The following is a 20,663-nucleotide window of genomic DNA, read 5'->3' as shown; positions in this document are numbered from 1 at the left end:
TCGGCCCCATTCGCGGGAAAAGTACGTACTCTCGCGGACGGGCCGGGGCGCGTAGCGGGCCGGCGCAGGGACCGCGGTCGTGATGCGGGTCAGCCGCGCGCGGCGCGCTTCTCGGCTCGGCGTGCCTGGCGGATCTTGAGCGGCAGCTCGCGCATCGGGATCGGCTCGCGCGTCGCGTGCTCCTGGCTCAGGTGCTCGCGCGCGAACGAGACCGTCTGCACGAGCTTGTCGAGGCGGTACTGCTCGTCCTTCTCCTGGCGCACGTTAACCTCGGCGACGACGCTGCCGTTCCACCCCCGGCCCGCGAGGTACTGCAGCGTCTCGGCGACGGGCTGCGTGCCCTCGCCCGGCAGCAGGTGCTCGTCGAGGATCGCGCCGTCCGCGGCCGCGGTCGCGCCGTCGCACAGGTGGATGTGGGTGAGCTTGTCGCCCATCGCCATCGCCATCTCGAGGCTGTCGCGCCCCGAGAGCGAGGCGTGCGAGAAGTCGAGCGTCATGTGGTCGACGTCGAGGTCGAGCGGGTCGGGGGAGGGCGCGTAGGCCTTCATGCTGCGGCCGCGCACGGTCCACGGGAACATGTTCTCCACCGCGACCTTGACGCCCGAGTTCTGCGCCGTCTGGCGCACGATGCGCTCGAAGTTCTGCGCGTAGCCCGACTGCCAGCGGAACGGCGGATGCACGACGACGGTGTCCGCGCCGACCGCCGCCGCGAGCTCGCCCGACTTCTCGAGCTTCACCTGCGGGTCGCGGCCCCACACGAAGGTCGTGAGCAGCAGCACGGGGGCGTGGATGGCGGAGATCGGGAGGCCGTAGCGGTCGCTGATCTCGAGCAGCTTCTCGGCATCCTGGGTCACCGGATCGTTCGTGACCATGATCTCCATCGAGTCGAAGCCGGCCAGGCGCGCGATGCGGAAGGCGTGTTCGACCGCGAACGGGTAGACGCACGTCGTGCTCATGCCGACCGAGATCATGTTCTCCACGGTAGCTCCCGAATATGTCCGTCGCATGAAGTCACAGCAAGCCCCAAAGCGCAAGCCCCCGGGGTGTCGCCCGCGGCCCGTGTACCGTGGTGGCCATGTCCGACGAGCGTTACAGCTTCGTCGTCGTGTCCAACCGTCTCCCGGTCGACCGCGTGGTCGACGAGGCCGGCAACGCGAGCTGGAAGCAGTCTCCGGGGGGCCTCGTCACGGCGCTCGAACCCGTCATGCGTGCCGCCGACGGCGCATGGGTCGGCTGGGCGGGGCAGGCCGACGTCGACCTCGAGCCCTTCGACAACGCCGGCATCCGCATCGTGCCCGTGCCGTTGTCCGAGTCCGACCTCGAGCTCTACTACGAGGGCTTCAGCAACGACACCCTGTGGCCGCTCTACCACGACGTCATCGCGCAGCCGAGCTACCACCGCGAGTGGTGGGACCGCTACGTGCAGGTCAACCGCCGCTTCGCCGACGCCGTCGCGCGCATCTCCGACGACGCGGCGACCGTGTGGGTGCAGGACTACCAGCTGCAGCTCGTGCCGGCGATGCTGCGCGAGCGGCGGCCCGACCTGCTCATCGGGTTCTTCAACCACATCCCGTTCCCCGCGTACGGCATCTTCTCGCAGCTGCCCTGGCGCACCCAGATCGTCGACGGACTGCTCGGAGCGGATGTCGTGGGCTTCCAGCGCGTCGCCGACGCGGGCAACTTCTCCCGCGCCGTGCGCCGCCTCAAGGGCTACGCGACGAAGACGCCGTACATCGACGTGCCGGGCGTGGACGGCGGCGCATCGCGTCGCGTCATCGCGCGGGCGTTCCCCATCTCGATCGACACGCGCAGCTTCGAGGAACTCGCGGCACGCCCTGACGTGCAGGAGCGCGCGGCGCAGATCCGCCACGACCTCGGCAACCCGAAGACGATCCTGCTGGGCGTCGACCGCCTCGACTACACGAAGGGCATCGGCCACCGGCTCAAGGCCTACGGAGAGCTGCTCGAAGACGGCCGGCTCTCGGTCGAGGACGTCACCCTCGTGCAGGTCGCGACGCCGTCGCGCGAACGCGTCGAGAGCTACCGTCAGCTGCGCGACGAGATCGAGCTCACGGTCGGCCGCATCAACGGCGACTTCGGCACCATCAGCCACCAGGCGATCAGCTACCTGCATCACGGCTTCCCGCGCGAGGAGATGGCGGCCCTCTACGTCGCGGCAGACGTCATGCTCGTCACGGCCCTGCGCGACGGCATGAACCTCGTCGCGAAGGAGTACGTCGCGGCGCGCGCCGACGAGGACGGGGTGCTCATCCTGTCCGAGTTCACGGGCGCATCCGACGAGCTGCGCGCCGCGCTCCTCGTCAACCCGCACGACATCGACGGCGTCAAGGACGCGATCCTGCGCGCCATCGAGATGCCCCGCCAGGAGCGGCGGAAGCGGATGCGGTCGCTGCGCAAGAAGGTCGCGGAGAACGACGTGAACCACTGGTCGGACACCTTCCTCGCGACGCTCGACGGCAGTCGCGCCCGCATCGGATGGGGCGGCGCGGAGCCGCTCGACGCGCTCGAATGGACGATCGAGCGCCCGCCGCGCTCGTGACGGGGCCGCTGCCGGAGGCGCTCGTCGGAGCGCTCCGCGAGCTCGCCCGGGTGCGCCGACTGCTCGTCGCGCTCGACTTCGACGGCACCCTCGCGCCGGAGGTCGACTCGCCCGAGAAGGCCCGAGCGCTCCCCGAGGCGCGTGCCGCGGTGCTGCGGCTCCGTGCCCTGCCGAACACGCGCGTCGCGCTCGTCTCGGGCCGCTCGCTGCGCTCGCTCATCGAGGTGTCGGACCTGCCCGACGACGTGCTGCTCGTCGGCTCGCACGGGATCGAGCTGCGCCTCGACGACCCGAACGACCGCGTCTCGCTCGACACCGCCGAGCTCGAGCGCGTCGACGTGCTGCAGGAGGTGCTGAGCCAGGTCGCCGACTCGATCGACGACGTGTGGCTCGAGACCAAGCCCGCGGGCTTCGCGCTCCACACGCGCCTCGCGACGGATGAGAACTCCCGCCTCGCGCACCTCGTGGCGCTGCGCGAGGCGCAGGCGGAGCTCGACGACCTCACCATCCGCGAGGGCAAGAACGTGCTCGAGTTCGCCGTGCGCTCGACGACGAAGGGCGAGGCGATCGAGCACCTGCGCCGCTACGTCGCGGCCGACGCCGTGTTCTACGCGGGCGACGACGTGACCGACGAGGACGCCTTCGACGCCCTCCAGCCGCACGACCTCGGGCTCAAGTCGGGGGAAGGGGCCACGCTCGCCTCCTACCGTGTTCCGGGCCCGGATGATGTGGCCGAGGTGCTCGCGGCGCTCGCCACGTTCCGCGAGGGCGACGTCCACGAGCAGTGACCTCCGGCCCGCGCCGACGAGGGCATGCGCGTCGGAGTAACCTCGATCCCATGCCGGACAGCAACTCCCCGGGTACCTCTGCGCCCGTCGACCACAAGCCCCGCTCTCGCACCGTCACCGACGGCATCGAGGCAACGACCTCCCGCGGCATGCTCCGCGCGGTCGGCATGGGCGACGCCGACTGGAACAAGTCGCAGATCGGCATCGCGAGCTCGTGGAACGAGATCACGCCGTGCAACCTGAGCCTCGCGCGCCTCGCGCAGGCCGCCAAGGAGGGCGTGCACGCGGGCGGCGGCTACCCGCTGCAGTTCGGCACCGTCTCCGTCTCGGACGGTATCTCGATGGGCCACGAGGGCATGCACTTCTCGCTCGTCTCGCGCGAGGTCATCGCCGACAGCGTCGAGACGGTCATGCAGGCGGAGCGCCTCGACGGCTCGGTGCTGCTCGCGGGCTGCGACAAGTCGATCCCCGGCATGCTCATGGCGGCGGCGCGACTCGATCTCGCATCCGTGTTCCTCTACGCGGGCTCGATCGCGCCCGGCTGGGTGCGCCTCTCGGACGGCACCGAGAAGGACATCACGATCATCGACTCCTTCGAGGCGGTCGGCGGCGTCAAGGCCGGGATCATGTCGGAGGCGGATGCGCACGCCATCGAGTGCGCCTTCGCGCCCGGCGAGGGTGCCTGCGGCGGCATGTACACCGCCAACACGATGGCTTCGGTCGCCGAGGCCCTCGGCCTCTCCATTCCGGGTTCGGCATCGCCGCCCAGCTACGACCGCCGCCGCGACTACTACGCCCACCGCTCGGGCGAGGCCGTCGTCGAGCTGCTGCGCAAGGGCATCACGGCGCGCCAGATCCTCACCAAGAAGGCCTTCGAGAACGCCATCGCGGTCGGCATGGCGCTCGGCGGCTCGACCAACATCGTGCTGCACCTGCTCGCGATCGCTCACGAGGCCGAGGTCGAGCTGACGCTCGACGACTTCAACCGCATCGGCTCGAAGGTGCCGCACATCGGCGACCTCAAGCCGTTCGGCAAGTACGTCATGAACGACGTCGACCGCCGCGGCGGCCTGCCCGTGCTCATGAAGGCCCTGCTCGATGCGGGTCTCATGCACGGCGACGCGCTCACCGTCACGGGCAAGACGCTCGCCGAGAACCTCGCCGACATCGGTCCCATCCCGCCGCTCGACGGCGAGGTGCTGCGCACGCTCGAGAACCCCATCCACGAGACCGGCGGCCTCACGATCCTGCACGGCACGATGGCGCCCGAGGGTGCGGTCGTCAAGACGGCGGGCTTCGACGCGGCCACCTTCGAGGGGCCCGCGCGCGTCTTCGACCGCGAGCGTGCCGCGATGGACGCGCTCACGAACGGCGAGATCCAGAAGGGCGACGTCGTCGTCATCCGCTACGAGGGCCCCAAGGGCGGGCCCGGGATGCGCGAGATGCTCGCCATCACCGCCGCCATCAAGGGAGCGGGGCTCGGAAAAGATGTCCTACTATTGACCGACGGACGATTCTCAGGCGGCACAACCGGCCTGTGCATCGGCCACATCGCTCCCGAGGCAGTGGACGCAGGTCCCATCGCCTTCGTGCGTGATGGTGATCTGATACGGGTCGATATCGCAGCCCGGTCAATCGACCTACTCGTCGATCCGGCCGAGCTGGCAGCCCGCCGTGAAGGCTGGGCGCCGCTTCCTCCGCGCTATACCCGTGGCGTTCTCGCGAAGTACTCCCGTCTCGTGCGCTCCGCTGCAGAGGGCGCCGTCACGGGATGATCTCGCGCTCCGGCCCCCGGCCGGCTCCGCACTCATCTCACACGAAGGACTACTTCATGACCGCGTCCGCATCACCGGCGCCCGACGCGCCGGCCCCTGCGCCCGCCAAGCGCGAGGCGCCGCCCATCCTCACCGGCTCCGGCCAGGTGCTCGCGAGCCTCGAGAAGCTCGGCGTCACCGACGTCTTCGGCATCCCGGGCGGCGCCATCATGCCGTTCTACGACGAGCTCATGGCCTCGACCGCGATCCGCCACATCCTGGTCCGCCACGAGCAGGGCGGCGGCCACGCGGCCGAGGGCTACGCGGCCGCGTCGGGTCGTATCGGCGTCTGCATCGCGACCTCGGGCCCCGGCGCCACGAACCTCGTGACGGCGATCGCGGATGCGCACATGGACTCCGTCCCGCTCCTCGCGATCACGGGCCAGGTCTTCTCGACCTCGATGGGCACCGACGCGTTCCAGGAGGTCGACATCACGGGCATCACGATGCCCATCACGAAGCACTCGTTCCTCGTGACCGACCCGGCCGACGTGCCGGCGACGCTCGCTGCGGCGTACCACATCGCCACGACGGGCCGCCCCGGCCCCGTGCTCGTCGACATCACGAAGGACGCGCAGCAGAAGTCGGCGCCGTTCATCTGGCCGCCGAAGGTCGAGCTGCCGGGCTACCGCCCGGTCACGAAGGCGCACGGCAAGCAGATCCTGTCGGCCGCCGAGCTGCTCGCGAGCTCGAGCCGGCCCGTGCTCTACGTCGGCGGCGGCGTCGTCCGTTCGGGGGCGTCGAAGGAGCTCCTCGCCCTCGCCGAGCTCACGGGTGCCCCCGTCGTCACGACCCTCATGGCGCGCGGCGCGTTCCCCGACTCCCACACGCAGCACCTCGGCATGCCCGGCATGCACGGCTCGGTGCCCGCCGTGCTCGCCCTGCAGGAGTCCGACCTCATCGTGTCGCTCGGCGCCCGCTTCGACGACCGCGTTACGGGCAAGGTGTCGGACTTCGCGCCCGACGCGAAGATCGTGCACGTCGACATCGACCCCGCCGAGATCGGCAAGATCCGCCAGGCCGACGTGCCGATCGTGGGCGACGCGCGCGAGGTCATCCTCGACCTCATCGACGCGTTCTCGCAGAACGCGCAGCGGCCCGAGCTCGCCGAGTGGTGGACGCGCCTCGACCAGCTGCGCGCCAACTACCCGCTCGGCTACACCGAGCCCGACGACGGCCTCCTCTCGCCCCAGTACGTCATCCAGCGCATCGGCGAGCTGTCGGGCCCCGAGGCGGTCTTCGCCGCGGGCGTCGGCCAGCACCAGATGTGGGCTGCGCAGTTCATCGGCTACGAGCGCCCGCACGCGTTCCTCAACTCGGGCGGCGCGGGCACGATGGGCTACGCGGTCCCCGCGGCGATGGGCGCCAAGGTCGCCGAGCCGGAGCGCCTCGTGTGGGCGATCGACGGCGACGGATGCTTCCAGATGACCAATCAGGAGCTCGCGACCTGCACGATCAACGACATCCCGATCAAGGTCGCGATCATCAACAACTCCTCCCTCGGCATGGTGCGCCAGTGGCAGACCCTCTTCTACGACGGACGCCACTCGTTCACCGACCTCAACACGGGCGCGCTCGACGGGAAGAACACGACCCGCATGGTGCCCGACTTCGTGAAGCTCGCCGAGGCGTACGGCGCCCTCGGCATCCGCGTCACGAAGAAGGAGGAGATCGACGACGCCATCAAGCTCGCGATCGAGACGAACGACCGTCCGGTCGTCATCGACTTCGTCGTGAGCCGCGACGCCATGGTGTGGCCGATGGTGCCGCAGGGCGTCGGCAACTCGCAGGTCCAGTACGCACGCGACCACGCGCCCGCGTGGGAAGAGGAGTAAGAACATGTCGCATCACGTGCTCTCCCTCCTCGTCGAGGACAAGCCCGGTCTGCTGACCCGCGTCGCGGGGCTCTTCGCCCGCCGCGGCTTCAACATCAACTCGCTCGCGGTCGGCCCGACCGAGATCGACGGCCTCAGCCGCATCACGGTCGTCGTCGACGTCGAGGAGCTGCCGCTCGAGCAGGTCACGAAGCAGCTCAACAAGCTCGTCAACGTCATCAAGATCGTGGAGCTCGACCCGGATGCGTCCGTGCAGCGCGAGCACCTGCTCATCAAGGTGCGCGTCGACAACACGACCCGCAGCCAGATCCTCGAGGCCGTGAACCTGTTCCGCGCGCGCGTCGTCGACGTGTCGCCGGACGCGCTCGTCATCGAGGTGACGGGCGACTCGGGCAAGGTGCAGGCGCTCCTGCGCGTGCTCGAGCCCTACGGCATCCGCGAGATCGCCCAGTCGGGCCTCCTCGCGATCGGCCGCGGCGGCAAGAGCATCACCGAACGCGTCTACAAGAATTGACAACCGACTTACCAACGGAAAGCTAAGGAACGAATATGGCTGAGATCTTCTACGACCAGGACGCCGACCTGTCGATCATCCAGGGCAAGAAGGTGGCGATCGTGGGCTACGGCTCGCAGGGCCACGCGCACGCCCAGAACCTCCGCGACTCGGGCGTCGAGGTCGTCATCGCGCTCAAGGAGGGCTCGAAGTCCGCGCCCAAGGCGCAGGAGGACGGCTTCGAGGTCAAGTCGGTCGCCGACGCGACCGAGTGGGCCGATCTCATCATGATCCTCGCGCCGGACCAGCACCAGCGGGGCATCTACAACGACGAGATCAAGCCGCGCCTCGCCGCGGGCAAGACGCTCGCCTTCGCGCACGGTTTCAACATCCGCTTCGGCTACATCGAGGCCCCCGAGGGCGTCGACGTCATCCTCGTCGCGCCGAAGGCCCCGGGTCACACCGTGCGCCGCGAGTACGTCGCGGGCCGCGGCATCCCGGACATCATCGCGGTCGAGGTGGACGCCTCGGGCAGCGCGTGGGAGACCGCGAAGTCGTACGCCAAGGCGATCGGCGGCACGCGTGCGGGCGTCATCAAGACGACCTTCACCGAGGAGACCGAGACCGACCTGTTCGGCGAGCAAGCCGTGCTCTGCGGTGGCATGAGCCACCTCGTGCAGTACGGCTTCGAGACCCTCACCGAGGCGGGCTACCAGCCCGAGATCGCGTACTTCGAGGTGCTGCACGAGCTCAAGCTCATCGTCGACCTCATGTGGGAGGGCGGCATCGCCAAGCAGCGCTGGTCGATCTCCGACACGGCCGAGTACGGCGACTACGTCTCGGGCCCGCGCGTCATCGACCCGCGCGTGAAGGAGAACATGCAGGGCGTGCTCGCCGACATCCAGTCGGGCGCGTTCGCGAAGCGCTTCATCGCCGACCAGGACAACGGCGCGCAGGAGTTCCTCGAGCTCCGCGAGAAGGAGGCGCAGCACCCGATCGAGACGACGGGCCGCGAGCTGCGCGCCCTCTTCGCGTGGAAGCAGCAGGACTCCGACTACACCGAGGGCAGCGCCGCGCGCTGAGCGTGACCATGGCGCGGCTGGAGCCGTGACACGAGGGCGGGGGAAACGACCCCCGCCCTCGTGTCGTTTCCCCCGCCGCGCGGCCGCCAGACGGGGGGCTTGTGCTGAGGTGCGCTCGGGGAGTGCAATGGGGCATCGCCGTCCGGCCGGGCGGCGGATCACCTCCACCACCTCCACCACCTCCACACCTCCACCACCTCCGTCACCGTGCCCGACCGTCCTCTCCTCGAACGCGCCGCCGAGCTCGCGGCGATCGACGTCGCGCTCCTGGCGGCGGAGACCGGCTCGACGCGCACGGTCGTCGTGCGGGGCGAGCCCGGCATCGGCAAGTCGTCGCTCCTCGCGGACGCCGTGGCCCGCGCGACCGCGCGCGGCTTCGCGGTGCGCCGGGCGACCTTCACGGTCGTGAGCCCGCAGACCTCGCACGGTCTGCTGTGGGAGTGGTTCGGCGCGGAGGCGCACGACGCCGCCGTCTCGCCCGTCTTCGACGGCCCCGCCGCGCTCCTGCGCGAGGTGCTGCGCGGCGAGCAGGCCGCCGAGCCGGTCGCCCTCGCGTATGCGGCGCAGTGGGCGATCAGCGAGCTCGACGAGACGGCACCGCTCGCGCTCGTCATCGACGACCTGCAGTGGGCCGACGAGGGCAGCCGCCGCCTGCTCACGACGGTCGCGGCCCGCCTCATCTCCGACCGCGTCCTCCTGCTCGTGGCGACGCGCCCCGACCCCGCGCTCGACGCCGACGTCGCGTTCTCGGCGCTCCTCGCGGCGCCCCGCACGACGCTCCTCGAGCCGGCCGCCCTCTCGCTCGCGGCGGTCGGCGAGCTGAGTGCGGGCACGGATGCCGACCCGCGCGTCGTGCACGAGGCGAGCGGCGGTGTGCCCTTCTACGTGCGCGAGCTGCTCGATCGCGGCCTCGACGCCGACCCGTCGCGCGTGCACGCGGGGCTGCGCGAGCGGCTCGCGGCCCTCGCGCCAGACGCCCGCACCGTCGTCGAGACGGCGGCGGTGGTCGCGGAGGGCATCGTGCCGGGGGTCGTGGCGGATGCCGCGGGCGTCGCCGACGCACGTCTCGCCGAGCTCCTCCCGCACCTCGACGCCGTGGGCCTCGTCGAGCGACGCGGCGAGCTCGTCGTGCCCGCGCATCCGATCGTCGTCGAGGGCGTGCTCGCGCAGCTGACGCCGGAGCGGCGCGCGCAGCTGCACGGCCGTGTCGCCGACGCCCTGCGGCTCGCGGGCGCGCCGCTCCCGGCGGTCGCCGTGCACGAGGCGCAGACGGCGCCGAGCGGCGACGCCCGCCGCGCCTCCGCCCTCGCTGACGCGGCGCGCCTCGCCCTCGATGCCGGCACCCCGGCGACCGCCGCCCGTCTCTTCGCCCGCGCTCGCGCCGAAGGCGCGCTCACCGCGAGCGCCGCGACGCAGTGGGCGTTCGACGAGGGCCGTGCACGTGTCATGGCGGGGGAGTCGGATGCCGGGCTCGCCCTCATCCGCGCGGCGGCGCGCGACGCATCCGATCCGCGGCTCCGCGCCGAGCGCTTCCTCGAGCTCGGCGACGCCGCCTACATGACGAGCGACTTCGCGACGGCGGGCGAGGGCTACGCGGCTGCCCGCTCGGCGATCGCGGCGGGCCCCGAGGTGACGGACGCCGAGCGCCGCCTCGTGCTCGCGAAGATCGCGACGAACGAGCTCGCGTTCACGGGCGAGCCGATGGGCGCCCTCCTCGCCGAGATCGCGCAGCTCGCCGATCAGGACCCGCGTCTCGACACCGACGCCGACCGCGCCGTCTACGCCGTCGTCGCGCTCGCATCCGGCCTGTCGGGGGCGGGCGGCGGCGACGGCCACGCGCTGCGGGCCTACGGTGCGGGCGCCTTCCCGCCCGGCGCGGCCGACGATCCGCTCAGCTACGTGCTCTCGGGCGCGCTCAACATCCACGGCCTCTACGACGAGTGCGAGCAGTGGCTCTCGGCGGCGATCGCCGACGCGCGCGACTCGGGCAGCGTGCAGGGCTTCGGCACGGCGAGCTACTCGCGCGGCGCCCTGCGCATCGCCTACGGGCGGCTGCGCTCGGGCCTCGCCGACCTCGAGGCGGCGCGCGGCACCTTCGAGCTCGGCTGGCGCACCTTCTTCCCCTCGCTGCAGTACTACCTCGTGAAGGGCTACCTGCGGGCGGGCGACACGGATGCGGCGGGCGAGGTCGCGCGGCTCGACGGCGGCCCCCAGCCGGAGATGTTCGCGGCGCTGAGCCTCGGCGCGCGCCTCCTGCACCTCGTCGCGGTCGAGGACCCGCGCGGCGCGATCGCCTTCGCCGAGCGGGAGTTCGCGTCGCGCGAGAGCATGCTGCCGATCCTCGGGGAGGACTGGCGGATGCCGCTCGCCGACGCGTACGCCGCGACGGGCGACCGGGCGCGGGCGCGCGAGGTCATGCAGGAGGCGGTCGCGACGACACCGCCTGGGGTGCCGGCGCACGGGCGCGCGGCGCTCTTCATCGCATCCGCTCGTCTCGAGGACGACGTCGAGGCGGCCGAGCGGTTCTACCGGCACGCGCTCGACCTCGTCGACGCGCGCCACCACGAGGCGGCCGAGGCGCACCTGGGGCTCGCCGAGGTGCTGCTCGCGCGCGGCCAGCGGGAGGCGGCCCGGCGGCACGCGCGCGAGGCGCACCAGTACGCGACGCGCGAGGGCGCGCGCCCCCTCGCGGTGCAGGCACGCTCGCTCATCTCGCGCGTGACGGCGCCCGGCGAGATCCTGCCGCCCGACGAGCGCGTGGGGCTCCTCAGTCCGTCCGAGTTCCGCATCGCGGAGGCGGCGGCGCGCGGCGACCGCAACCGCGAGATCGCGCGCGCTCAGTTCGTGACGGTCAAGACGGTCGAGTTCCACCTCGCGAACGTGTTCCGCAAGCTCGGCATCCGCTCGCGCGGGGAGCTCGCGGCGATCCTCGGCGCGGAGTCCGACGAGCCGGCGGCGCCGGCGGGGGCGACCGCCGCATCCGCGCCCGAGAGCACGCTCGCGGGCTGAGCGCGCCGACTCGGGGTTCCGGGGGGAGCGGAAGCAGCGGGGCTGGCCGGGGTCGAGGCGGGCCGCTTGAATGGGGGCATGACGGCGACGACGGCGGTGCACTTCGGGGCGGGCAACATCGGGCGCGGGTTCGTGGCCCCGTTCCTTCGGGAGAGCGGATACGAGGTCGTGTTCGCCGACGTGAGCGAGGAGCTCATCGGCGCGCTCCAGCGCGAGCCGAGCTACCGCGTGCACGAGGTGGGCGAGGGGGCCCGCGAGCTCGTGATCGACGGCTACCGCGCGATCGACTCGCGCGAGCATCCGGATGACGTGGCCGCCGAGATCGCGCGGGCCGACATCGTCACGACCGCCGTGGGCGCGCGCATCCTGCAGTTCGTCGCCCCGCTCATCGTGCAGGGCCTCGCGCAGCGTGCCGCCGACGCGAAGCCCCTCATCGTCATCGCGTGCGAGAACGCGATCGGCGGCACCGACATCCTCGCGGCCGCCGTGCGCGAGCTCGGCGGCGACATGGACCGCGCGATCTGGGCGAACTGCGCGATCGACCGCATCGTGCCCGAGCAGCGCGGGGGCCTCGACGTGACGCTCGAGGCGTTCTGGGAGTGGGCCGTCGACCGCACCCCGTTCGGCGGCGACGAGCCCGAGCTCGCGGGCGTGCACTGGGTCGACGACCTCGAGCCCTACATCGAGCGCAAGCTCTTCACCGTCAACACGGGCCACGCGGCGACCGCCTACCTCGGCTACCAGCGCGACATCGCGACGATCGCGGAGGCGCTCGAGGTGCCCGAGGTGCTCGCCGAGGTGCGCGCCGTGCTCGCCGAGACGAGCGCCCTGCTCATCGCGAAGCACGGCTTCTCCGAAGAGGAGCAGGCCCGCTACGTCGACACGACGCTCACGCGCATCACGAACCCCGAGCTGCCCGACTCGTGCGCCCGCGTGGGCCGCGCGCCGCTGCGCAAGCTCGGCCGGCACGAGCGCTTCATCGACCCCGCGGCGCAGCTCGCCGAACGCGGCGAGCCCGCCTGGAACCTGCTCACGGCCGTCGGCGCCGCCCTGCGCTTCGACCCCGCCGACGACCCGGAGGCCGTCGAGCTGCAGGCGCGTCTCGCATCCGGTGCCGCCCCGGGCGACCTCGCGACCGAGCTCTGCGGGATCGAGCCCGCGCATCCGCTGCACGCGCAGCTCACCGAGGTGTTCCGGCTGCGCCTCGAATCCTGAGGCGCGGCGAGAGCGGGTCTTCGGCTCAGCCTCCATGGGGGAGGATGGACGGGTGACCCCGCGCGACCCCGAGCCCGTCGACGAGACGGACGACGACGACGCCCTCAGCTGGGCGGGCGACGACGACCGCGGACGCATGACGCCGCGCCTGCGCGACGAGACGGATGCCGCCCCCGCCGGCGCGGACGACGCGCCCCTCGAGGAGGCCCCCGTCGTGCCGCGCACGCCCGCCGAGCGGGCGTTCCAGCTCGGCACCTACGCCTTCGGTGCTGTGTACCTCGCGATCTCGATCGGCTGGATCTTCTCGGTGCAGCTCATGTTCTACCCGGGACTCGACCTGCTCGGCGAGGTCATGTGGCAGCTCGGCGAGTTCCTCGCGATGGTCGCCGCGGCGCTGTGGTTCGCGGCCGTGCTGACCCTTACGCCCGAGGGGGTGCGCCGTCGCGGGCCCAAGCGGATGCTGTCCCTCCTCGTCGGGGCCCTCGTGCTCGTGCCGTGGCCCGCCCTCGGCTACTGGATCGGGAGCATGCAGTGAGCGAGCAGGACATGAAGGACGAGCACGTGAACGGGGCAGATGCGACCGGGGCGCCCGCCGCATCCGTGCCCCTCGGCTGGGCGATCGGCGTCGCCGTGATCTTCGCGGCGCTCTACGGCTGGTTCCTGTTCGCCGCGGCGAGCAACCTCATCGCGCTGCCCGCGCTCTATTCGGCGCAGGGGTTCGCGGAGTACATCCCGTGGGCGACGCTCGTCGCGGGGGTCGCCGTGCCCCTTGTCGCGTACCTCGCGGCGCTGCTGCTCGGGCGAGGCCGCTCGCTGAGCGCGCGCGTCGTCGTCTTCGCGGCGGGCCTCGCCACGACCGCCGCCGCCGCGCTGAGCCTCTACGTGCTCGGCTGACCCTCCCGCTGGCGCTCCCGCCCAGCCGAGTTCCCGTTCCGCGCGTTTGCACCCGTTCCTTCGGGAACAAACGCGCGGAACGGGAACTATGGCGCAGGTCACGCGCCGAAACGGGCATGCGGCGTCCGGTACGCTGACTGTGCCGCGCCCGCGCGCGCCGTGGCATCCCCTCTCCGCGGCCTGGAGCCGCAGTCCCCGCAAAGGAACTTCCGTGGCAAAGCCGATCGTCCTGATCGCCGAACAACTCTCGCCCGCCACCGTCGAGGCGCTCGGCCCCGACTTCGACATCCGCGATGTCGACGGCACCGACCGGCCCGCGCTCCTCGCGGCGCTCGCCGACGCGAGCGCGGTGCTCATCCGCTCGGCGACGCAGATCGACGCGGAGGCGCTCGCCGCGGCCCCCGCGCTCAAGGTCGTCGCCCGCGCCGGCGTGGGCCTCGACAACGTCGACATCAAGGCCGCCACCGAGGCGGGCGTCATGGTCGTCAACGCGCCGACCTCCAACATCATCAGCGCCGCCGAGCTCACGATCGGCCACATCCTGAGCCTCGCCCGGCACATCCCGGCAGCGCACGCGAGCCTCGCCGCGGGGGAGTGGAAGCGCTCGAAGTACACCGGCACCGAGCTCTACGAGAAGACCGTCGGCATCATCGGCCTCGGCCGCATCGGCGCGCTCATCACAGCGCGTCTGCAGGCGTTCGGCGTCGAGGTCGTCGCGTACGACCCCTACGTGTCGCCCGCCCGCGCCCAGCAGCTCGGCGTGCGCCTGGTGACGCTCGACGAGCTGCTCGAGCAGTCCGACTTCATCTCCATCCACATGCCGAAGACGCCCGAGACGACCGGCATGATCGCGGCGCCGCAGCTGCAGAAGATGAAGAAGACCGCCTACATCGTCAACGTCGCGCGCGGCGGCCTCATCGACGAGGACGCGCTCTACGACGCCCTCACCGCGGGCGACATCGCGGGTGCCGGCCTCGACGTGTTCAACGCCGAGCCGCCCGTCGACAAGAAGCTGCTCTCGCTGCCCAACGTCGTCGTCACGCCGCACCTCGGCGCCTCGACCGACGAGGCGCAGGAGAAAGCCGGCGTCTCGGTCGCCCGCAGCGTGCGCCTCGCCCTCGAGGGCGAGCTCGTGCCGGATGCGGTGAACGTCGCCGGCGGCGTCATCGACCCGTTCGTGCGCCCCGGCATCGCTCTCGTCGAGAAGCTCGGCCAGGTGCTCGCGGCCGTCGCGGGTCACGGCGCCCTCACCGACCTCGAGGTCGACGTGCGCGGTGAGCTCGCCGCCTACGACGTGAGCGTCTACCGTCTCGCCGCGCTCAAGGGCTACTTCACGAACCTCGTCACCGAGAACGTGTCGTACGTCAACGCGCCGCTCCTCGCCGAGCAGCGCGGCATCGCCTCGAGCCTCAACGTCTCCGAGGAGAGCAAGGACTACCGCAACACGACGACGCTGCGCGGCGTGCTGTCCGACGGCACGTCCGTCGAGGTCGCGGGCACGCTCGCCGGCACGAAGATGGCCGAGAAGCTCATCGGGCTCAACGGCTACGACATCGAGGTGCCGATCGACGAGCACCACATCGTGATGTTCTACACCGACCGTCCGGGCATCGTCGCCGTCTACGGCAAGGAGTTCGGCGACGCGGGCATCAACATCGCGGGCATGCAGATCGCCCGCCGCAGCGCGGGCGGCCAGGCGCTGTCGATAATCACGGTCGACTCGCCCGTCCCGGACGACGTGCTCGAGCGCGTGCGCACCGCCATCGACGCCGCCGAGGTGCGCGAGATCGACATCGTCGACATCTGATCCGGTACCCCGTGCGGGGGTGTCTCGGGCGGTCCGCCCCCGTCAGGGGGTGATCGTGGTGTACCCCGGGCGTGTCCGCTCCGTCCCCCGGTAGCGTGGCGGCGCCCGAACCGGAGGAAAAGACATGTCCATCACCATGCCGCGCGCCATCCGCGCACTCGCGCTCGCGCTCGTCGCGTTGCTGTCGATCGCCACGATCGCGGCCGCCCAGTCGGCTGCGGCGCCTGCCGCGGGAGCCGCGGACTCGGTCGCCTACGACGCGATCCCGGCGACGCTGCCCAGCAACGTCGGGAGCCTGGGCTACTCCGCCACCCGCACGAGCGAGTTCGGCGACCGGGTGGTGCTCGGCAGCGCCACCGGCGCCCTCGCACGGGTGCAGGTCGGCTTCTCGAGTTGGGCCTGCGAGACGGGTGCCTGGAACACGGGAGACTGCGCCACGACCCCCGGGGCCACCTTCACGCATCCGGTGACCGTCACCCTCTACGCCGTCGGCGCCGACGGCGCGGTGGGCGCGCCCCTCGCGAGCTCCACCGAGACGATCGTCGCCCCCTACCGCCCGAGCGGCGACACGGTGAACTGCGATGGGAAGAAGTGGTTCGACGGTTCGGCGTGCGTGAGCGGGGTGCTGTTCACCCACAGCTTCGACTTCTCGGGTGCCGTGACGCTGCCGGGTGAGGTCATCGTGGGCATCGCCTTCGACACGCGCAACGGCGGAGCCCACCCGCTCGCCACGACGGGGCCGTACGACGCGCTCAACGTGGCGCTCGAGGGCACCGTGACCGTCGGGTCGGATGCGGACGTCCACGGCGTCTACCTGAACTCCTCCGTCGCCGGCAACTACGAGAGCACCGGTCCCACCGGCGTCTTCCGCGCCGACACCGGGTGGGCGGAGTACGGCACCCTCATGCTCGCGATCGTGCTCGACGCCCCCTCGGCGGCCGAGCCGCCGACGACGCAGCCCACCCCGCCGCCCTCCGCGGAGGACGCGATCGCCGCGTCCGGGCAGGCGCTGCCGGCATCCACCGTCCAGAGCGGCACGGCGGGCGACGACCGCACGATCACCCTGCAGCTGGGCGCCGCGTTCGCGAACCAGTGGGTCTTCGTGACCTTCTACTCCGAGCCCACGCCGGTGGGCTGGGTGTGGGTCGGACCCACGGGCGCGGCCACCTTCACGGTGCCCGCCTCCCTGCCGGGCGGCGTGCACACGATCGCCCTGCTCGACGAGTCCGGCAACGTGGTGGCCCACGTCGCGGGCGTCACCGTCGCCGCGCTCCTCGCGGCCACGGGCGTCGCGGAGGCCGAGCTGATCCTGCAGCTCGCGATCGGGATCGTGCTCCTGCTGCTCGGCCTGGTCGGCGTCATCGCGTCCCGCCGCCGCCGCGGCGCGCACCTCTGACCCCGCGGCCCGGCTCCCCACCCCCGCACCGGGGCGGCCGGGCTGCGGCACACGAGAAAGCGGCACGTGCCCACCCGAAAGGCACGTGCCGCTTGGGACCCCGAGCTGCGGTTACGGCAGCGGGTCGGTCTCGGTCGCACGCTGGTCGACCCGCGTTCCCGTAGCGGGGTCGACGTCCGACCGGACGGTGGTGATGGACTGACGCTTCCGCATGAGGAGCACGAGTCCGATGATGGTGACGACGAGTCCTGCTCCCATGAGCAGGTAGCCGACGAGGTCGAGGTCGATCACGTCCGTCTGCACGTTCAGTGCGAACGTCAGAATCGCTCCGACGACGAAGAGGAAGATGCCGAGCCCGATGCTCATGGTGGCCTCCTAGTTTCCGGTCCCCTCGTGGGGGGCTTGGGTACGAAATTAGGGTTCGCGACCGGATGCGGACAGCCCGTTGACTCGGCGGCCCCCGGAGCGCTATACGCGCGCACGGCGGCGCCTGCGCGGCCCGATAATCTGAACGCATGACGCGCACCATCGACCTCGCCGTGATCGCGGGAGACGGAATCGGACCCGAAGTGATCGCCGAGGCGGTGAAGGTGCTGGATGCCGCGGTCGCCGGGGAGGCTCAGCTCGCCGTCACCGCGTACCCGTTCAGCGCGGCGCACTACCTCGAGACCGGCAACATCCTCGACGACGCCGACCTCGCATCCCTCGCGCAGCACGACGCGATCCTGCTCGGCGCCGTCGGCGGCGACCCCCGCGACGCCCGCCTCGCGGGCGGGATCATCGAGCGCGGCCTGCTGCTCAAGCTGCGGTTCGCGTTCGACCACTACGTCAACCTCCGCCCCACGGTGCTCTACCCGACGGTCGCGAGCCCGCTCGCGAACCCCGGCCAGGTCGACTTCGTCGTCGTGCGGGAGGGCACCGAGGGGCCGTACGTCGGCAACGGCGGCAGCATCCGGAAGGGCACCCCCCACGAGATCGCCAACGAGGTGAGCGTCAACACCGCCTACGGCATCGAGCGGGTCGTGCGCTACGCGTTCGAGCTCGCCGAGCGCCGCCGCAAGCAGGTGACGCTCGTGCACAAGACCAACGTGCTCACCCACGCCGGCGGCCTGTGGACGCGACTCGTCGAGGCGGAGGCGGCCAATCATCCGGACGTGGCGTGGAACTACCAGCACGTCGACGCCGCGACCATCCACATGGTCACCGACCCTGGTAGGTTCGACGTCATCGTCACCGACAATCTCTTCGGCGACATCCTCACCGATCTGGCCGGCGCCATCAGCGGCGGCATCGGACTGGCGGCCTCGGGCAACATCAACCCCGACGGCACGTTCCCCAGCATGTTCGAGCCGGTTCACGGATCCGCACCCGACATCGCCGGGCAGCAGAAGGCCGACCCCACGGCCGCGATCCTGTCGACCGCTCTCCTGCTCGACCACCTCGGGCTCACGGATGCGGCGCACCGGGTCGAGGAGGCAGTGGGGGCCGACCTCGCCGAGCGAGGAACCAGCCCGCGCACGACCGCCGAGGTCGGCAGCGCGATCGCCGCACGACTGGGCTGACGCCCGGGCGGCAGGCGCACAATAGAGTTCACGACCTTCGAGAAGACGAGCCAGCCATGACCCTCAACCTCCTGCCGATGGCCAACCAGGACCTGCAGTTCCAGGTGACCCGCAACGAGAACGCGAAGAGCCCCGAGGAGCGCGAGGCGATCCTCGCGAACCCCGGCTTCGGGCAGTTCTTCACCGACCACATGGTCGACATCTGCTGGTCGGAGCGTGGCGGCTGGCACCGTCCCCGCGTGCAGCCCTACGGCCCCATCCAGCTCGACCCGGCCGCGGCCGTGCTGCACTACGCGCAGGAGATCTTCGAGGGGCTCAAGGCCTACCGTCACGCCGACGGCTCCATCTGGACCTTCCGCCCGGAGATGAACGCCGCGCGCATGCAGCGCTCCGCGAAGCGCCTCGCGATGCCCGAGCTGCCGACCGAGTACTTCCTCGACTCGCTCAAGCAGCTCATCGCCGTCGACGGCGACTGGGTGCCGACGCAGGACGAGACGAGCCTCTACCTGCGCCCGTTCGCGTTCGCGAAGGAGGCGTTCCTCGGCGTGCGCCCCGCGAAGAAGATCAACTACTACCTCATCGCCTCGCCCGCGGGCGCCTACTTCACGGGCGGCGTGACGCCTGTGTCGATCTGGCTCTCGACGACGTACGCGCGCGCCGCGTTCGGCGGCACGGGCGCCGCGAAGACGGGCGGCAACTACGCCGCGTCGCTCCTGCCGCAGGCGGAGGCCTACGAGCACGGATGCGCCCAGGTGCTCTTCCTCGACTCGCAGGAGGGCAAGTACCTCGAGGAGCTCGGCGGCATGAACATCGTGCTCGTGCGCAAGGACGGCACCCTCCTCACCCCGGCATCCGACTCGATCCTCGAGGGCATCACGCGCGACTCCATCCTGCAGCTCGCGAAGGACCGCGGTCACGCGATCGAGCAGCGCGACATCGCCTACGAGGAGTGGCGCGAGGGCGTCGCCTCGGGCGACATCGTGGAGGCGTTCGCGTGCGGCACCGCCGCGGTCGTGACGCCCATCGCCGAGATCAAGACCCCCGACGGGCGCGACATCGTCATGCCGGAGCGCGACGACCGCCTCGCGATGTCGCTGCGCGAGGAGCTCACGGGCATCCAGTACGGCCGCGTCGAGGACCGCCACGGCTGGCTGTACCGCCTCGACGCCTGACGGTCAGTTCCGGCGGCCGACCCGTCGGATGTGGTGCACGCGGTCGCGAGCGCCCCAAGCCGCGTCGGCGGTGACGGCGGTGGCACCGAGTCTGTGCGCCAGCGCGAGACAGAGTCGGTCGCCGAGGGCGAGGCCCGAGCCGCGTTTCCAGAGCCGGGCGGCGTGTTCGGCGTCGCTCGCGGTCACCGGCTCGACGTCGAGCGGGTAGCTCAGCAGTAGGGCGCGGGCGATGTCCCAGTCTGCACCGGCCGCAGAGACCTTCTGCGCGACCTCACTCCAGTTCGCCGCGCCGCACACGCCCCCGGATTCCAGCAGTCGCTCGACCGTTTCAGCGCCCGCCTCGCCCTGCAGGAGGGCGAGAAGCGCGGAGGCATCGAAGACGTAGCGCTCACTCATCTTCGCGTTGTGCGTCCCGGCGGCGCTCGCGCATCAACTCGGCGACGGGGTCGCGGCCGGCGAGTTGTTCCCGGATGAGTCGCAACGCGTGCTGCCTCTCCATCAGGATCACGCCGTCGTCGGTGTCGATCGTCAGGAGCGTCGTGCCCTCGGCCCACTCGTGGCGAGATCGGATGTCCGCAGGGATCACCATCCGCCCCTTGGTTCCCACCACCACTACATGTGTGCCACCCACGAGAGCAGGGTACCACCGTCGGTGAGACGCCCGCGGCGTGCCTCGAACACCCAGACGTCGCGCTGAAGCACGCTGCCCTCCGCCCATTCCGAGGCGAACGTCACGAGACCCTGGGCGATGGACTCCGCCGAGGACGGGGGCCACCCGCCGTCGGCCAGAGTCGTCCGGATCGCTGCGATGTACTCGATCAGCGTGAGGCTGCTCTCGACCACCTTCGCGGTCGACGTCGCCCGATGCGATGCGACTCCGGCGAATCCACGGCCGCAGCCGCAGGCATTCGGCATGCGCCGCAGATCCGTCGCGCAGGGTTTTTGCACCCAGACGAGTTCTCCTTCGACGGCCCAGTTGTAATCGTCGTCGCGTTGCCCCTGGGTGTCTTGCGTAGCTACGAGTACTTTCAACATT

The 20,663-nt window shown here is 71.3% G+C and carries 19 protein-coding genes; 14 read left to right on the top strand and 5 right to left on the bottom strand.

Annotation, left to right across the window (positions count from 1 at the left end; translation table 11 throughout):
- Positions 1 to 89: 89 nt before the first annotated feature.
- Positions 90 to 971, bottom strand: coding sequence for a sugar phosphate isomerase/epimerase (locus tag H4J02_RS10925; RefSeq protein WP_187674606.1), 882 nt, complete (start codon positions 969 to 971; stop codon positions 90 to 92).
- A gap of 104 nt (positions 972 to 1,075) precedes the next feature.
- Here H4J02_RS10925 and otsA point away from each other — a divergent pair, with 104 nt between their 5' ends.
- The 12 genes from otsA to H4J02_RS10865 all read left to right on the top strand — a co-directional run bounded on the left by otsA (position 1,076) and on the right by H4J02_RS10865 (position 16,893).
- Positions 1,076 to 2,560 carry an alpha,alpha-trehalose-phosphate synthase (UDP-forming) gene (otsA, locus tag H4J02_RS10920; protein WP_187674605.1) on the top strand — a complete coding sequence of 495 codons (1,485 nt, stop codon included), beginning with the start codon at positions 1,076 to 1,078 and terminating at the stop codon, positions 2,558 to 2,560.
- Positions 2,530 to 3,348 (top strand): trehalose-phosphatase, encoded by an 819-nt coding sequence (gene otsB / locus H4J02_RS10915; RefSeq protein WP_187674604.1) that lies wholly within the window; start codon positions 2,530 to 2,532, stop codon positions 3,346 to 3,348. The genes otsA and otsB overlap by 31 nt, the downstream gene beginning before the upstream one ends.
- Positions 3,349 to 3,398: 50 nt before the next feature.
- On the top strand, positions 3,399 to 5,123 hold the full coding sequence (gene ilvD, locus H4J02_RS10910) for a dihydroxy-acid dehydratase (protein WP_187674603.1): 1,725 nt from the start codon (positions 3,399 to 3,401) through the stop codon (positions 5,121 to 5,123).
- Positions 5,124 to 5,179: 56 nt separating this feature from the next.
- The gene (locus tag H4J02_RS10905; RefSeq protein ID WP_187674602.1) at positions 5,180 to 6,997 is read left to right on the top strand and encodes an acetolactate synthase large subunit; all 1,818 of its coding nucleotides are present in this window, start codon (positions 5,180 to 5,182) and stop codon (positions 6,995 to 6,997) included.
- 4 nt (positions 6,998 to 7,001) lie between these two features.
- Entirely contained in the window at positions 7,002 to 7,511 is a 510-nt protein-coding gene (gene ilvN / locus H4J02_RS10900) for an acetolactate synthase small subunit (RefSeq protein WP_187674601.1), read from the top strand.
- A 35-nt stretch (positions 7,512 to 7,546) separates the two neighbouring features.
- Complete coding sequence (ilvC, locus tag H4J02_RS10895; protein WP_187674600.1) at positions 7,547 to 8,572, top strand: ketol-acid reductoisomerase; 1,026 nt, start codon at positions 7,547 to 7,549, stop codon at positions 8,570 to 8,572.
- 207 nt (positions 8,573 to 8,779) lie between these two features.
- Positions 8,780 to 11,581, top strand: a complete 2,802-nt coding sequence (locus H4J02_RS10890) for a LuxR family transcriptional regulator (RefSeq protein WP_187674599.1) — start codon at positions 8,780 to 8,782, stop codon at positions 11,579 to 11,581.
- 78 nt (positions 11,582 to 11,659) lie between these two features.
- Positions 11,660 to 12,796: a mannitol-1-phosphate 5-dehydrogenase gene (locus H4J02_RS10885; RefSeq protein ID WP_187674598.1), complete on the top strand. Its 1,137-nt coding sequence runs from the start codon at positions 11,660 to 11,662 to the stop codon at positions 12,794 to 12,796.
- A gap of 52 nt (positions 12,797 to 12,848) precedes the next feature.
- Positions 12,849 to 13,331 (top strand): hypothetical protein, encoded by a 483-nt coding sequence (locus tag H4J02_RS10880; protein ID WP_187674597.1) that lies wholly within the window; start codon positions 12,849 to 12,851, stop codon positions 13,329 to 13,331.
- Entirely contained in the window at positions 13,328 to 13,690 is a 363-nt protein-coding gene (locus H4J02_RS10875) for a hypothetical protein (RefSeq protein ID WP_187674596.1), read from the top strand. The genes H4J02_RS10880 and H4J02_RS10875 overlap by 4 nt, the downstream gene beginning before the upstream one ends.
- 211 nt (positions 13,691 to 13,901) lie before the next feature.
- Positions 13,902 to 15,497 (top strand): phosphoglycerate dehydrogenase, encoded by a 1,596-nt coding sequence (gene serA / locus H4J02_RS10870; RefSeq protein WP_187674595.1) that lies wholly within the window; start codon positions 13,902 to 13,904, stop codon positions 15,495 to 15,497.
- 124 nt (positions 15,498 to 15,621) lie between these two features.
- A complete protein-coding gene (locus tag H4J02_RS10865; protein WP_187674594.1) occupies positions 15,622 to 16,893 on the top strand; it encodes a hypothetical protein in 1,272 nt (423 codons plus the stop codon).
- Between the two features lie 111 nt (positions 16,894 to 17,004).
- Here the strand turns inward: H4J02_RS10865 and H4J02_RS10860 are convergent, their stop codons facing one another.
- Entirely contained in the window at positions 17,005 to 17,259 is a 255-nt protein-coding gene (locus H4J02_RS10860) for a DUF6458 family protein (protein WP_187674593.1), read from the bottom strand.
- A 149-nt stretch (positions 17,260 to 17,408) separates the two neighbouring features.
- Between H4J02_RS10860 and H4J02_RS10855 the strand changes: the two genes are divergently transcribed.
- Positions 17,409 to 18,455 carry a 3-isopropylmalate dehydrogenase gene (locus tag H4J02_RS10855; protein ID WP_187674592.1) on the top strand — a complete coding sequence of 349 codons (1,047 nt, stop codon included), beginning with the start codon at positions 17,409 to 17,411 and terminating at the stop codon, positions 18,453 to 18,455.
- A 56-nt stretch (positions 18,456 to 18,511) separates the two neighbouring features.
- Complete coding sequence (locus H4J02_RS10850) at positions 18,512 to 19,627, top strand: branched-chain amino acid aminotransferase (RefSeq protein WP_187674591.1); 1,116 nt, start codon at positions 18,512 to 18,514, stop codon at positions 19,625 to 19,627.
- 3 nt (positions 19,628 to 19,630) lie between these two features.
- Here H4J02_RS10850 and H4J02_RS10845 read toward each other — a convergent pair whose 3' ends face one another.
- Genes H4J02_RS10845 through H4J02_RS10835 form a run of 3 tightly spaced genes read right to left on the bottom strand, consistent with a single transcriptional unit; the run spans position 19,631 to position 20,662 of the window.
- On the bottom strand, positions 19,631 to 20,023 hold the full coding sequence (locus tag H4J02_RS10845; RefSeq protein ID WP_187674590.1) for a type II toxin-antitoxin system VapC family toxin: 393 nt from the start codon (positions 20,021 to 20,023) through the stop codon (positions 19,631 to 19,633).
- Positions 20,016 to 20,237 carry an AbrB/MazE/SpoVT family DNA-binding domain-containing protein gene (locus tag H4J02_RS10840; RefSeq protein ID WP_187674589.1) on the bottom strand — a complete coding sequence of 74 codons (222 nt, stop codon included), beginning with the start codon at positions 20,235 to 20,237 and terminating at the stop codon, positions 20,016 to 20,018. Before H4J02_RS10840 ends, H4J02_RS10845 begins: the two co-directional genes overlap by 8 nt.
- A gap of 2 nt (positions 20,238 to 20,239) precedes the next feature.
- Complete coding sequence (locus tag H4J02_RS10835) at positions 20,240 to 20,662, bottom strand: hypothetical protein (RefSeq protein ID WP_187674588.1); 423 nt, start codon at positions 20,660 to 20,662, stop codon at positions 20,240 to 20,242.
- Between the last annotated feature and the right edge of the window lies 1 nt (position 20,663).

The sequence above is a fragment of the Protaetiibacter sp. SSC-01 genome, from assembly GCF_014483895.1.
In the GTDB taxonomy this organism is placed as follows: Bacteria; Actinomycetota; Actinomycetes; order Actinomycetales; family Microbacteriaceae; genus Homoserinibacter.
This window is presented reverse-complemented; position numbering and strand designations above follow the sequence as displayed.